This is a genomic window from Azospirillum oryzae, assembly GCF_008364795.1.
In the GTDB taxonomy this organism is placed as follows: domain Bacteria; phylum Pseudomonadota; class Alphaproteobacteria; order Azospirillales; family Azospirillaceae; genus Azospirillum; species Azospirillum oryzae.
On record NZ_VTTM01000001.1, the window covers coordinates 454,465 to 467,194 of the forward strand.

Here is a 12,730-nt window from a genome sequence, read left to right on the forward strand (position 1 = left end):
CCTTGCCAAGCAAGGCCCCTGCTCTCCCTACTTCGGCGTCCCCGCCCAGACCTGGAACTGCGTGGTCTCCATCAGCATGTCGCTGTGGCCGAAGGCGGTCTTGAACAGCTTGCCCACACCGGCCGTCCGCTGGGTTACCGCCACCAGCGTGCCGCGCAGCTTCAGGTACTGCTTCGTCCCCGCGACCAGCGCGTCGAGCATGCCGAAATCCTCGTCCTTGCCGCGGTGGAGCGGCGGGTTGGACAGGATCAGGCCGAAGCGCTCGCGGGTGCCCAGCCCGGCCAGACCGTCGCTCAGCACCAGTTCGGCATCCGGTACATTCTGGCGGGCGGCGTGCAGGGCCACCGCGTCGATGTCCAGCAGGGTCAACGGCGCATCCGGCTGGCGTTCGCGCACGGCCCGCGCGATCACCCCGGCGCCACAGCCGAAATCCAGCACGCGGGTGCCGGCCGCCACCTCCGGCAGCACCTTCAGCAGGCATTCGGTGCCGGCATCGAGATGGCCATGGGCGAACAGGCCGGGATAGGACACCAGATCCAGCGTCCGATCGGGCAGCGTCAGCGTGACGGTCTGCCGCCAGTCCTCCAGCCCACCCTTGGCCGGCGCATCGGTGCGGCGGGTCAGCAGCAAACGGGCGCGCCGCTTGATGATGAGGGTTTCCGGCTCTTCCGCCAGCCCGTCGAGATGCTTGGGCGCGCTGGTCACCCCCTCGTCGTTGCCGCCGGCGATCCACAGCGGGGCGCCGGGGGCGAGGCGGGAGGCCAGCGCGTGCAGCGCCATTTCGAACCCGGCCCAGCCGCGCGGCAGGCGCAGGACGGCGCCGTCGAAGGCGCCCTCCGCCGGCCAGGGCGAGGCGTTCTGCCCACCTGTGGCGAGCCGGTTCCAAACCACCACCTCGGCCCCGCCGTCACGGAGCGCCTCGGCGATGGCGCCGTCGCTGTCGAAGGCGACGAGAATCCGGCCCTGTGGCCGGATTTCGGACAAGGCTTCGGCGGCCACGGCGGCGACGGTCTGGTCGCGGTCCGTGGCCCGGTTGTCGAGACGTGCCAACGACTTAACCCTTGTCGCGCATCAGCCGCGCTTTGTCGCGCTGCCAACTGCGTTCCTTCTCGCTCTCGCGCTTGTCATGCTTCTTCTTGCCGGTGGCGAGACCGATCTCGACCTTGGCGTAGCCGCGGTCGTTGAAATAGACCGACATCGGCACCAGCGTGACGCCCTTCTGCTTGATGCCGGCCGCGAGCTTGTCCAGCTCGCGGCGGCGGACCAGCAGCTTGCGGGGACGCTTCGGTTCGTGCTGATCGATGCGGCCGGCCTGGAGATATTCGGGGATGTACGCGTTGAACAGGTACAGCTCCCCGCCCTTCAGGCCGGCATAGGCCTCGTTCACACTGGCGCGGCCGCCGCGCAGCGACTTCACCTCCGACCCGGTCAGCATGATCCCGGCCTCGAGGACATCATCGATGAAGAAGTCGAACCGCGCGCGGCGGTTCTGCGCCGCATATTTTTTAGCTTCTTCGCGCGTCGCCAAATCTCTCTCCTATACGGCCCGTTCCGTCGCTCAGGACAACAGGCCGGCTTTGGTCATGGCTCCACGCACAGCGGTACGGGCGGCGTCGGACGCCGGAACCAGCGGAAGGCGCACCTCGTCGGTGCCCAGGCCCAGCAGGCTGGCGGCGAACTTCACCGGGGCCGGGCTGGTCTCGACGAACATCGAGTCGTGCAGCGGCGACAGCACGTCGCGCAGGCGGAAGGCTTCCTGAAGGTCGCCCTTGGCCCAGGCGGTCTGCATGGCGGAGCACAGCGCCGGCGCGATGTTCGCGGTGACGGAGATGCAGCCCACGCCGCCCTGCGCGTTGAAGGCCAGCGCCGTGGCGTCCTCTCCCGACAGCTGGATGAAGTCGGGACCGACCTCCTGCAGCAGGCGCGACGGGCGGGACAGATCGGCGGTCGCATCCTTCACGCCGACGATGTTGGGCAGCTTTGCAAGCCGCGCCATCGTCGCCACAGACATATCCACGACACTGCGGCCCGGAATGTTGTAAATGAAGATCGGCAAATCCGCCGCGTCATGGATCGCCTTGAAATGCTGGTACAGACCCTCTTGAGACGGCTTGTTGTAGTAGGGCGTGACCACGAGCGCCGCCTGCGCGCCTGCCTGCTTGGCATGGCGGGTCAGGGCGATCGCCTCGTCGGTCGAGTTGGAACCGGTGCCGGCCATGACCGGCACCTTGCCGCCGGCCGCCTCGATGCAAAGCTCCACGACGCGGTTGTGTTCCTCGTGGGACAGGGTCGGCGATTCGCCGGTGGTGCCGCAGGGCACCAGACCGTGGGTGCCCTGGGCGACCTGCCACTCCACGAAGGACTGGAAGGCCTTCTCGTCCACTTTCCCGCCCTTGAACGGAGTCAGAAGGGCGACGATGGAACCGTGGAACATGGCTGCCTCCTCAGTCGGCTTAGCTGGAAAAAAGAGTTGCGCACATTATCCCTCCCCGCCGCCCTCGGCAAGAGCGCCCGGATCTCTGTTTTCGCGGGTCTCCTCACCCTTTTCGCGGCACTTCCCGGCGCCCTTCCCGCCGCGGCGCTGAGCCAGCAGGACATCGCCATCTATCGCGAGGCTTTCAAGCTCGCCGATGACGAACGGCTGGCCGACGCATTGGCCGCGGCGTCCCGCGCGCAGGATCCGTTACCGGCGAAGGTTCTGCGCTGGATCGCGCTGGCCAATCCCGGCGGCGGCAGCTTCAGCGACATCACCGCCTTCATCCGCGAGAATCCGGATTGGCCGAACATGGCGGCGCTGCGCCGGCAGGCGGAAATGGCGATGCCCGACATCCCGCCCGCCGATGTGGTGGAGTGGTTCCGCCAGAACCCGCCGCTGACCAACGACGGCTTCGTCCGCTATGCCGACGCGCTGATCGCGACCGGCAGCGCCGAGCGCGCGACCACCCTGATCCGCAAGCAGTGGGCCGACGGCACCTTCACCGCCGACGAGGAGGCGACCTTCCTCGCCCACTACACGCCCTATCTGCGCCAACAGGATCACAAGGCGCGCATCGACCGGCTGCTGTGGGCCAAGCAGGAGGCTCCGGTGCGCCGGATGCTGCCCTTCTTCGACGAGGCCTATGACATGCTGATCGAGGCACGCATCGCGCTGGACGGCGACCGCGCGGGTGCCGATGCAATTCTGGCGCGCGTGCCGCCCAGCCTGCTGAACGATCCGGGGTTGATGTTCGACCGCGCCCGCTACCTGCGGCGCAAGGGCGACGATGCCGGCGCGCTGGAGATCATCGCCCAGGCCGGCGCCGACATGGGCCGCCCGCAGGCCTGGTGGTCGGAACGCCATCTGCTGGCCCGTCGGGCCATGGAGCGGGGCGACTACAACCTCGCCTACCGTCTGGTCAGCGCCAACGGCATGAGCGAGGGCAGCGCCTTCGCCGACGCCGAGTTCCTGTCGGGATTCCTGGCCCTGCGCTTCCTCGACAAGCCGTCCGAAGCCTTCGCTCATTTCCACAAGCTGTACCGGTCGGTCAGTGCACCGATCAGCAAGGCGCGCGGCGCCTATTGGTGCGGACGCGCTGCGGAAGCGCTGGGCCAGACCGGTCCGGCGCGGGAGTGGTATGCCAAGGCCGCGACCTACCCCACCACCTTCTATGGTCAGCTGGCCTTCCGCCATGTCTCCGGTGGCGCCGTCACCCTGCCCACCCCGCCGTCGGTGTCCAGCGCCGAGGCGGCCGCCTTCAACAAGCGTGAGGTGGTGCGCGTCGCCCGCCTGCTGTCGGAAATCGGCGGGAACGCCGCCGATCAGGTGACCGGCTTCGTCCGCCGCATCAGCCTGGATGCCAAGACGCCGGCCGACTATGTCCTGACCGCGAGGCTGGCGAGCGAAGTCGGGCGCCGCGATCTTGCCGTGGCTGCCGCGAAGGATGCCGCCCAGAACGACGTGTTCCTGGTCGAGGCCGGCTATCCGATGATCGACGCCCGTCCGTCGGCGCCGGAACTGGCGCTGGTCCATGGCATCATCCGGCAGGAAAGCACCTTCAACCCGACCATCGTCTCGTCCGCCGGCGCGCGCGGGCTGATGCAGCTGATGCCGACGACGGCGCAGCTGGTGGCGGGAAAGCTGGGGCTGAAGCACACGAACGCGCGGCTGACGTCCGACCCCGGCTATAACGTCACGCTGGGATCGGCCTATCTGTCCGAACTGATCGACCGCTTCAACGGCTCCTGGGTGCTGGCCATCGCCGGCTACAACGCCGGTCCGAACCGTGTCCGCCAATGGCTGCAGACCTATGGCGATCCGCGAACCGAATCCATCGACGTGGTCGATTGGATCGAGCTGATCCCGATCTCCGAAACCCGCAACTATGTCCAGCGCGTGCTTGAGGCCGTCCAGGTCTATCGCGCCCGCCTGAACGGCGACCGTGCGGAGCCGAACCTGGACAAGGACCTGCGGCGCTAGGGGTGGTGGGAAGGATGGGAGAGATCGGACTCGCCGATCTCTCGCGTTCCCCTTCGGCCAATCACGCGGTCGTCGGATTCGGCATTCCCGGCATCGGCTCGTCCGCCGGCGGGGGAACTTCCGGCAGGATGCCCGGATTGTCCGGCACCGGGTAGGGATCGGGCGTCGTCGGGCGGCCGGGCTGCGGCGGGTTCGGATTGGACGGGGGCGGGATCTCGCCGGGGGTGGACGGCTTCTGCGGATCGCTCATGCGGCAACTCCTGATAAGGTGGGTCCCTCGGATAACGCTTTACTCGGCCGTCCGTTCAATCGCCCGGCCGCCGGACTGGAGGTCCTGCCCGGCCCCCTCGACCGTGTTGCAGCCGGTCAGCATGGCGGCGAGCGCCATCAGGAAGGTCAGGATCACCACCTCGCGCGCGGGGAACGGGATGGCGCGGGCGGTGGCGCGCTGCCGGCGGTTCTTGGCGTGCTGCATGGTGTCTCTCCGGTCTGGGGTGAGGGGACTGGGGTTGTAAGGAAATGAGCGATGGCCTGGGTGTCGTTCGTCTCTGCTTTCGACAACGGGGCTGCGACGGCTTGGTTCCGCACCCACCGGCGCCGCCATGCAGAGAATGCAACGGTCCTTTCGGGGCGCCTGAAATCCTTGACGCGGTACAACCACCGGGCAAGATGACCAGCTTTTGCGCAGTCTGCCCGCTTTCCGGCCAAGCCTTACGGTCCGGCGGCGCGGCACGGGCCGCCGTCATCCCTCCGTCGCCACAGGTCCAGTCATGAGCACCGCCACCCTGCCCGCCCCCGAGCCGTTGCGCGTGCGTCTTGCCGCCCACATCGGCGAGTTGCTGCGGCTGGCGGCGCCGGTCATCGTCTCCCGCGCCGGACTGATGGTGATGATGGCGGTCGACACCGCCATCGTCGGCCGCTTCTCGGCCCAGGAGCTGGCCTATTACGGGCTGGCCCACCTGCCGGGCAATATCATGGTCGGCACCGGCGTCGGGCTGCTGATGGGGACGGTGATGATCACCGCCCATGCCTTCGGCGCCGGCAGCGACGTGGAGTGCGGCCGGGCGTGGCGTCGGTCGGTTCCCTACGCTCTGCTGCTGGGCGTGCTGTTCGCGCTGATCTCTCTTCTCGGCGATCCGCTGTTCCAGGCCGGCGGCCAGACTCCGGAGATGGCGGCGGGCGGCGCCCATGTGCTGGCGGTGCTGGGGCTGGGGGCGCCGGGCATGATGCTGTACATCACCACCGGCTTCTTCCTGGAGGGCATCAAGCGCCCGCTGCCGGGAATGGTGGCGATGGTGATCGGCAATCTCGTCAATGCCGCGCTCGCCTGGGCGCTGGTGTGGGGCCATATCGGGCTGGAACCGCTGGGCGCCGTCGGGTCCGCCTGGGCCACCACCATCGTGCGCTGGGGCATGGGGCTGGGGCTGGTCGCCTATGTCTGGTGGATGCACGACCATGAGCGCTGGCAGGTCCGCCTGCCCGTGTCCGGCTGGTGGAGCGGAGCGGCGCGCCAGCGCCACCTCGGCTATGCCGCCGGGCTCAGCATCGGTGTGGAGAGCGGCGCTTTCGCGGCGCTTGGCCTGTTCGCCGGCATGATCTCGCCGCTGGCGCTGGGCGCCTACACGGTCGGACTGAATCTGACCGCCCTGCCCTTCATGGCGGCGGTCGGTCTGGCGTCGGCCACCGCCGTGCGGGTGGGCGTCGCCTATGGCCGCGGCGACCGCAGCGACATGGCGCTGGCGGGCTGGACCGGCCTCGGCGTCACAAGCGCGATCCTGGCTTGCGTCGGCGTGCTCTATCGCAGCCTGCCCGACGCGCTGGGCGCCATCTACACCAACAATCCGGAACTGCTGGAGGCGGTGGCGCCGCTGATCGCCTTCGCCGCCTGGATCCTGATCGCCGACGGCGGCCAGACGGTGATGGCGAACGCGCTGCGCGGCCGGCATGACGCCTGGGTTCCGACCGCGCTGCACTTCTTCTCCTACGCGGTCGTGATGATCCCGGTGTCGGCCTTCCTGGTCTTCGGTCTCGGCCACGGTGCCCACGGGCTGTTCGAGGGAATTCTCATCGCCAGTCTGGTGTCGGTCACCATCCTCTCCCTGCGGTTCGCACATCTCAGCCGGCGTTGAACCGCCGGCGGCGGGGGTTTTCGCCCCGAATCATTGTGTGCAATTGCGAGAGTTGCTATATTTCCTGGGCAAAACCTTCGGCCCGCAAGGCCAGTGACTGCCGCGGATTCCTAAGCGGCGGCGCATTCGAAGAATGAGTGTCCTGCTTGAGCAATACGCCCCTTCCTCCCGCCTCCGACATCGCGCCGATCAACATCGAAGACGAGATGCGGAAATCGTATCTCGACTACGCGATGAGCGTGATCGTGAGCCGTGCCCTGCCCGACGTCCGCGACGGGCTGAAGCCGGTGCACCGGCGCATCCTCTACGCGATGAAGGAGGGCGGGTACGACTCGACCAAGCCCTATAAGAAGTCGGCGCGCATCGTCGGCGACGTGATGGGTAAATACCACCCGCACGGCGACAGCGCGATCTACGACGCCATGGTCCGCATGGCGCAGGACTTCTCCATGCGCCTGCCGCTGATCGACGGCCAGGGCAATTTCGGTTCGATGGACGGCGATCCGCCCGCGGCGATGCGCTACACCGAGGCGCGTCTGGCCAAGGCGGCGGAAGCGCTGCTGGACGACATCGACAAGGACACCATCGACTTCCAGGCGAGCTACGACGATTCGGGCCGCGAGCCCACCGTCGTTCCGGCCCGTTTCCCGAACCTGCTGGTGAACGGCGCCGGCGGCATCGCCGTCGGCATGGCGACCAACATCCCCACCCACAATCTGGGCGAGGTGATCGACGCCTGCTGCGCCTACATCGACAACCCGGACATCACGCTCGACGAGTTGATGGAGCATGTGCCCGGCCCCGATTTCCCGACGGGCGGCCTGATCCTCGGCCGGTCGGGCAGCCGGGCGGCGCTGCAGACCGGGCGCGGCTCGGTCATCCTGCGCGCCAAGACCCATTTCGAGGAGGTGCGCAAGGACCGCACCGCCATCGTCGCGACCGAGATTCCCTATCAGGTCAACAAGGCCAAGCTGATGGAACGCATCGGCGAGGTCGTGAACGACAAGATCATCGAGGGCATCTCCGACCTGCGCGACGAATCCGACCGCGACGGCGTGCGCGTGGTGATCGAGCTGAAGCGCGACGCGGTTCCCGACGTCGTGCTGGCGCAGCTGTTCCGCCACACCCAGCTCCAGACCTCCTTCGGCGTCAACATGCTGGCGCTGAACGGCGGTCGTCCGGAGTTGATGAATCTGCTGCAGATCATCACCGCCTTCATCCGCTTCCGCGAGCAGGTCATCACCCGCCGGACCGAGTTCCTGCTGGGCAAGGCCCGTGAGCGGGCGCACACCTTGGTCGGTCTGGCGGTCGCCGTCGCCAACCTGGATGCGATGATCCAGCTGATCCGCAGCGCACCCGACCCCGTCTGGGCGCGCGAGGAGATCATGAACCGCGAATGGCCGGTTCACGACGTCGGCCCGCTGATCGAGCTGATCGACGAGCCCGGCCGTGGCGTCAGCCCGCAGAACACCTACCGCCTGTCGGAAGTCCAGGCCCGCGCCATCCTCGACCTGCGTCTGCACCGCCTGACCGGGCTGGAGCGCGACAAGATCGGCGCCGAACTGACCGACGTCACCGACCAGATCGCCGATTTCCTCGCCACGCTCGCCAACCGGCCGAAGCTGATGGGGATCCTGCGCGACGAGCTGGTGGAGATGAAGGAACGGTTCGGCAACCCGCGCCGCACCGAAATCCAGGATCTGGAGTTCGAGGCCGACATCGAGGACCTGATCCAGCGCGAGGACATGGTCGTCACCGTCAGCCAGTCCGGCTATGTGAAGCGGGTGCCGCTGTCGACCTACCGTGCGCAGAAGCGCGGCGGAAAGGGCCGTGCCGGCATGTCGATGAAGGCGGAGGACGCGGTCAGCGACCTGTTCGTCGCCAACACCCACACGCCGCTGCTGCTCTTCTCGAACCGCGGCATGGTCTACAAGCTGAAGGTCTACCGCCTGCCGCTGGGCAACCCGCAGGCGCGCGGCAAGGCCTTCGTCAACCTGCTGCCGCTGATCGACGGGGAGACCATCACCACCGTTCTGCCGTTGCCGGAGGACGAGGCCGCCTGGGCCGATCTGCACGTCGTCTTCGCCACGTCGAAGGGCAACGTGCGACGCAACCGCATGTCGGACTTCGCCAACATCCGCTCCAACGGCCTGATCGCCATGAAGCTGGAGGAGGAGGGCGAGCGTCTGATCGGCGTCCACACCTGCTCCGAGACCCACGATGTCCTGCTGGCGACCCGCGGCGGCAAGTGCATCCGCTTCCCGGTCGACGACGTGCGCGTCTTCGCCGGCCGCACCTCCACCGGCGTGCGCGGCATCAGGCTGGCCGACGGGGACGAGGTGGTGTCGCTGTCGATCCTGACCCATGTCGATGCCACGCCCGAAGAGCGCGCCGCCTTCTTCAAGATGAAGCGCGACGAAGGGCTTGAGATGGAAGGCGAGGCTGCGCCGGAAGCCGACGACGTGCCGGCGGACAGCGTCACCCTGTCGCAGGAGCGGTACGAAGAACTGAAACAAAAGGAACAGTATATTCTGACCGTCTCCGACCGCGGATATGGCAAGCGCAGCTCGTCCTACGAGTATCGCACCGCCGGACGCGGGGGCCAGGGCATCTGGAACATGGAGATGGGCGAGCGCAACGGCTCCATCGTCGCCGCATTCCCCGTCGAATCGAACCATCAGGTGATGATGGTCACCAACGGCGGCCAGGTGATCCGCATGCCGCTGCACGATGTGCGGGTGGCCGGCCGCAAGACGCTTGGCGTCACGCTGTTCCGCGTGGGGGCGGAGGAGCGTGTGGTGTCCGTCGCCACCATCGCCGAGGAAGAAGGCGAGAACGGCGTGGATACCGGCGTTGAGACTGGCGATGACGCCAACGGTTCGGTCGAGCCCACCGGTGATGCCGGCAGCTCCGCCGCGCCGAATGAATAACGGACGGGCCTAAAGGGGAACCCATGGCGACCAGCCAGACCGAGACCAGCGAAGGTCGTCGAATCGGTGTCTATCCCGGCACCTTCGATCCGATCACCAACGGTCACATGGACATCATCCAGCGCGCCGCCCGTCAGGTCGACCACCTGATCATCGGCGTCGCCCGGAATGCCGGCAAAGGGCCGCTCTACTCCACGGACGAGCGGGTCGCCATGGTTCGCGAGGATGTGGCCGCGCTGAACGCCAGCGGGGCCAGCATCGAGGTGCGGGCGTTCGACAATCTGCTGATGCATTTCGCCATCGAGATGAACGCCAGGGTCATCATCCGTGGTCTGCGCGCCGTCTCGGACTTCGAATATGAATTCCAGATGGCGGGCATGAACGCGCGGCTGAACCCGAAGGTCGAGACGATCTTCCTTATGTCGTCGGAGAAGCACCAATTCATCTCCTCCCGTTTCGTGAAGGAGATCGGGCGGCTTGGCGGCGACATCCGCCATTTCGTCTCACCCCGCGTCGCGGAACGGCTGGCAGAACGCTTCGCCCTTGAAGCCGGCAACGGCACTGTGCCGACGACCAGCCAGACCTGATCCCGGAATCATGGGCTTGAAAGGCCGGCTTGATGGCAAAATCCTGCATTTCCCATCAAGCCCATGGTTGACCTTTCGGGCGCGTCTTTCTATGGTGCGCCCACTTCCGGCGGTGGTCAGTTTCCCACCGCGGTGAGAGGATGATCCGGTAGCTCAGTCGGTAGAGCACGTGACTTTTAATCATGTGGCCGTGGGTTCGAATCCCACCCGGATCACCAAACTCCCTTTGGACGCTTCCTTATTGTCTTAGCCTATTGTGAAGGCTGACGCTGACAATTGCGCCATGCTGACGTTATGCAATTCAATGGTCAGTAGCGTGCCGCCATAGGCCAACGGAAAATCGGACGCACTGAAGATTCCGCGCACACCGCTCGGATAGCCGGATGTCGTCGAACTGTAATCGGAAAACCGCTCCAAGACCTGCTGTGCGTTCAGCGAGCTTCCCAGCAATCGGACCTGATCCTCGCCCGGCTGGAAATCGGTGATTATCGTGGTGCCGGAAAATCCCGTCGACTTGTCCAATGTTACGGCCGCATAGCGCGATGTGGTGGCGAAATCGAAAAGAAACTCGTCGGCGCCACTGCCCCCGCTCAACCAGTCGATGCCAGCCCCGGCAACCAGCGTGTCATTCCCTTCGTCGCCGTAAAGCGTATCGCTTCCGGATGTCAGCACATTGTCCTGATAGCGGAATTGACGCCAATAGCTCGAAGAGATCAAGTCGTTGCCGCTTCCACCATGGATCAAGCTGTCGCGAAGCCCGACGATGGTGTCGTTGCCGGCACCGCCAAGTATCTCAATCGACGAAGGAACCAAACTGTCGCTGTCGTACCTTTGCTCTGGAAGAGCAATCACGTCGCTTGACGCCGTGCCAACAATGGTCAGAGGAGACGAAAAACCGTAAGTCAGCCGGATATTTTCGACATTGGCGGGGAGGTTGAATGTTCCTGAAAACCCGATGTAGACGGTATCGTTGCCGGCATGCAGACCTTCCGTGATCACCACGCCAGCACTGTTGGCATAATATGTATCATCTCCGGAACCGCCATTCAGGATGTCCGACTGAAGGCCGTACAGATAGTCGTTTCCCGTTTCGCCGAAAATGACATCGCTGCCGTCACCGCCTTGGAGGATATCATTGCCGGCTCCACCATTGACCGTGTCGCCGTAGTTCGGCGCGCTGTAGCCGCTGACGACGCTGTTATCCCCCGCCAGGGCATCCGGGGAGTTCGGCAGACGGCCTTCACGCTGTCCGAACGCAGCGTAATGGGCCGATGCGGTCGTCAGACCGGCATTCACAGCGTCACGAACGTCAGGATAAGCCGCTAGATACCATGCCTCGTCGAGTGCGCCGCTCCGCGGTACCGACGGTGGCGGCGCCGCGTAGTAAGCGATTCCTTCGTAACTGTAATTGGGAAGACTGGCGAGAACGGCATCGCGTTCCGAGTCATACGCCGTAAAAAAATGCACGCTCCGAGACGCGTCGTAAAAGCGATAAACTGCCTGCGTGGCTGTTCCTGTTGGCGTGCTGGCCGCGTTGAAGGCAGGACCTTCGTAAGAATATACGTTACTCAAATTTGAAATAATGGAATCTCGTTCGGCCGCATTGGCCGTGTAGAAATGCGTGCCCGTATCTTTCCGATAGAACCGATAAACCGCCTGCATACTGCCTCCGGTGGGGATGGTCATTGCAATCCCCTCGTATCCGAAGTCCGGTAACTGATAGATGATGTTGTTACGTTCAGCAGGGTCGGACGTGTAAAAATGCTCTCCCGATCTCTGGTTGAAAAAACGATAAACGTAATTCACGGAAGTCACTCCATTTTCAACAACCTCGGGTGTTATGGTACAAGATGGAATTTAAAATCCAACTTCGAAAATAAGATTACCCTACCCACTCCCGATGGCAGATGCACTGCCGACCAGAGAGCGTAGCCTGACAGCACATGGGCAAGAAAAAACCCCGCCAGAGCGGGGTTTGATCATATCAAAAGCAACTGTTTCCCGTGGCGACCCCAGCTGGATTCGAACCAGCGACCTGCCGCTTAGAAGGCGGCTGCTCTATCCAACTGAGCTATGGGGCCCTGTCACGGAAGTCAGCGCGATGAAGAAGTCAGAAGCGCGGGCGGTCGGTGCGGAAGTTGTCGGCGTAGTTGCGCGGACGGACGCGGCGAACCGGAGCTTCCTGCACAGTGTAGTTCCAGCCTTCACGCTCGGCGAACGCAATGGCCTCTTCCTTCGTTTCGAAGGACAGGCGCACCTGGTTCAGCGTGTCGCCGGAACTGGTCCAGCCCATCAGCGGTTCCGGACGGCGCGGCGTCTCGATCTCGTAATCCAGCATCCAACGGTGAGTCTTGGCCCGGCCGGATTGCATGGCCGTCTTGCTCGGCTGATAGATCCGGACGTTCATGGCTCGCTCGTCTCCCCAAATGCCTGCGGTAACGTCCCGGGCGCGGATGGCCTGGACGCGGAGTTGTCCCCTGGCGATGGTCGGGGCGCCCGGATTCGAACCGGGGGCCTCCAGTACCCAAAACTGGCGCGCTGACCAGACTGCGCTACGCCCCGTCGCCGCGTTGTGAGATACACGAACGCCACGCCCACGGCAAGCGGACGGCGCACCGCATCTGCGGT

Annotated in this window: 11 protein-coding genes and 3 tRNA genes; 5 read left to right on the forward strand and 9 right to left on the reverse strand. The window is 65.3% G+C overall.

Annotated elements, in window-relative coordinates:
* Positions 1 to 27 precede the first annotated feature (27 nt).
* From FZ938_RS02150 to dapA, 3 genes are read right to left on the reverse strand one after another with little or no spacing between them, the layout of a single operon-like run.
* Positions 28 to 1,050, reverse strand: a complete 1,023-nt coding sequence (locus FZ938_RS02150; RefSeq protein WP_149197047.1) for a class I SAM-dependent methyltransferase — start codon at positions 1,048 to 1,050, stop codon at positions 28 to 30.
* A 4-nt stretch (positions 1,051 to 1,054) separates the two neighbouring features.
* A complete protein-coding gene (gene smpB / locus FZ938_RS02155; protein WP_042704640.1) occupies positions 1,055 to 1,528 on the reverse strand; it encodes an SsrA-binding protein SmpB in 474 nt (157 codons plus the stop codon).
* A 30-nt stretch (positions 1,529 to 1,558) separates the two neighbouring features.
* Positions 1,559 to 2,434, reverse strand: coding sequence for a 4-hydroxy-tetrahydrodipicolinate synthase (gene dapA / locus FZ938_RS02160; RefSeq protein WP_149197048.1), 876 nt, complete (start codon positions 2,432 to 2,434; stop codon positions 1,559 to 1,561).
* Positions 2,435 to 2,470: 36 nt separating this feature from the next.
* Here dapA and FZ938_RS02165 point away from each other — a divergent pair, with 36 nt between their 5' ends.
* Positions 2,471 to 4,456, forward strand: a complete 1,986-nt coding sequence (locus tag FZ938_RS02165; RefSeq protein WP_246457436.1) for a lytic transglycosylase domain-containing protein — start codon at positions 2,471 to 2,473, stop codon at positions 4,454 to 4,456.
* 61 nt (positions 4,457 to 4,517) lie between these two features.
* On the opposite strand, the gene FZ938_RS02170 is transcribed toward FZ938_RS02165, so the two are convergent.
* Positions 4,518 to 4,706, reverse strand: a complete 189-nt coding sequence (locus FZ938_RS02170; RefSeq protein ID WP_149197050.1) for a hypothetical protein — start codon at positions 4,704 to 4,706, stop codon at positions 4,518 to 4,520.
* Positions 4,707 to 4,745: 39 nt separating this feature from the next.
* Positions 4,746 to 4,931, reverse strand: coding sequence for an entericidin A/B family lipoprotein (locus FZ938_RS30775; RefSeq protein WP_085089334.1), 186 nt, complete (start codon positions 4,929 to 4,931; stop codon positions 4,746 to 4,748).
* 295 nt (positions 4,932 to 5,226) lie between these two features.
* On the opposite strand from FZ938_RS30775, the gene FZ938_RS02180 reads away from it, so the two are divergent.
* The 4 genes from FZ938_RS02180 (at position 5,227) to FZ938_RS02195 (ending at position 10,320) form a co-directional block, all read left to right on the forward strand.
* A complete protein-coding gene (locus tag FZ938_RS02180) occupies positions 5,227 to 6,585 on the forward strand; it encodes an MATE family efflux transporter (RefSeq protein WP_149197051.1) in 1,359 nt (452 codons plus the stop codon).
* 146 nt (positions 6,586 to 6,731) lie between these two features.
* The gene (gene gyrA / locus FZ938_RS02185; protein ID WP_149197052.1) at positions 6,732 to 9,515 is read left to right on the forward strand and encodes a DNA gyrase subunit A; all 2,784 of its coding nucleotides are present in this window, start codon (positions 6,732 to 6,734) and stop codon (positions 9,513 to 9,515) included.
* A gap of 23 nt (positions 9,516 to 9,538) precedes the next feature.
* Positions 9,539 to 10,102 carry a pantetheine-phosphate adenylyltransferase gene (gene coaD, locus FZ938_RS02190; protein ID WP_149197053.1) on the forward strand — a complete coding sequence of 188 codons (564 nt, stop codon included), beginning with the start codon at positions 9,539 to 9,541 and terminating at the stop codon, positions 10,100 to 10,102.
* A gap of 142 nt (positions 10,103 to 10,244) precedes the next feature.
* Positions 10,245 to 10,320 (forward strand) — tRNA-Lys (locus FZ938_RS02195).
* A 28-nt stretch (positions 10,321 to 10,348) separates the two neighbouring features.
* Here the strand turns inward: FZ938_RS02195 and FZ938_RS02200 are convergent.
* From FZ938_RS02200 to FZ938_RS02215, 4 genes are all read right to left on the reverse strand, one after another.
* Positions 10,349 to 11,908 carry a calcium-binding protein gene (locus tag FZ938_RS02200; RefSeq protein ID WP_149197054.1) on the reverse strand — a complete coding sequence of 520 codons (1,560 nt, stop codon included), beginning with the start codon at positions 11,906 to 11,908 and terminating at the stop codon, positions 10,349 to 10,351.
* Positions 11,909 to 12,106: 198 nt separating this feature from the next.
* Positions 12,107 to 12,183, reverse strand: a tRNA-Arg gene (locus tag FZ938_RS02205).
* Between the two features lie 29 nt (positions 12,184 to 12,212).
* A complete protein-coding gene (locus FZ938_RS02210) occupies positions 12,213 to 12,509 on the reverse strand; it encodes an ETC complex I subunit (RefSeq protein WP_014247573.1) in 297 nt (98 codons plus the stop codon).
* 77 nt (positions 12,510 to 12,586) lie between these two features.
* A tRNA-Pro gene (locus FZ938_RS02215) sits at positions 12,587 to 12,664 on the reverse strand.
* Positions 12,665 to 12,730: the final 66 nt, after the last annotated feature.

Excerpts from the sequence above, each read along its gene's own strand:
- coaD (WP_149197053.1), top strand. The coding sequence starts at position 9,539 with ATGGCGACCAGCCAGACCGAGACCAGCGAAGGTCGTCGAATCGGTGTC.
- FZ938_RS30775 (WP_085089334.1), bottom strand. The coding sequence starts at position 4,931 with ATGCAGCACGCCAAGAACCGCCGGCAGCGCGCCACCGCCCGCGCCATC.
- dapA (WP_149197048.1), bottom strand. The coding sequence starts at position 2,434 with ATGTTCCACGGTTCCATCGTCGCCCTTCTGACTCCGTTCAAGGGCGGG.
- FZ938_RS02170 (WP_149197050.1), bottom strand. The coding sequence starts at position 4,706 with ATGAGCGATCCGCAGAAGCCGTCCACCCCCGGCGAGATCCCGCCCCCG.
- FZ938_RS02180 (WP_149197051.1), top strand. The coding sequence starts at position 5,227 with ATGAGCACCGCCACCCTGCCCGCCCCCGAGCCGTTGCGCGTGCGTCTT.
- FZ938_RS02210 (WP_014247573.1), bottom strand. The coding sequence starts at position 12,509 with ATGAACGTCCGGATCTATCAGCCGAGCAAGACGGCCATGCAATCCGGC.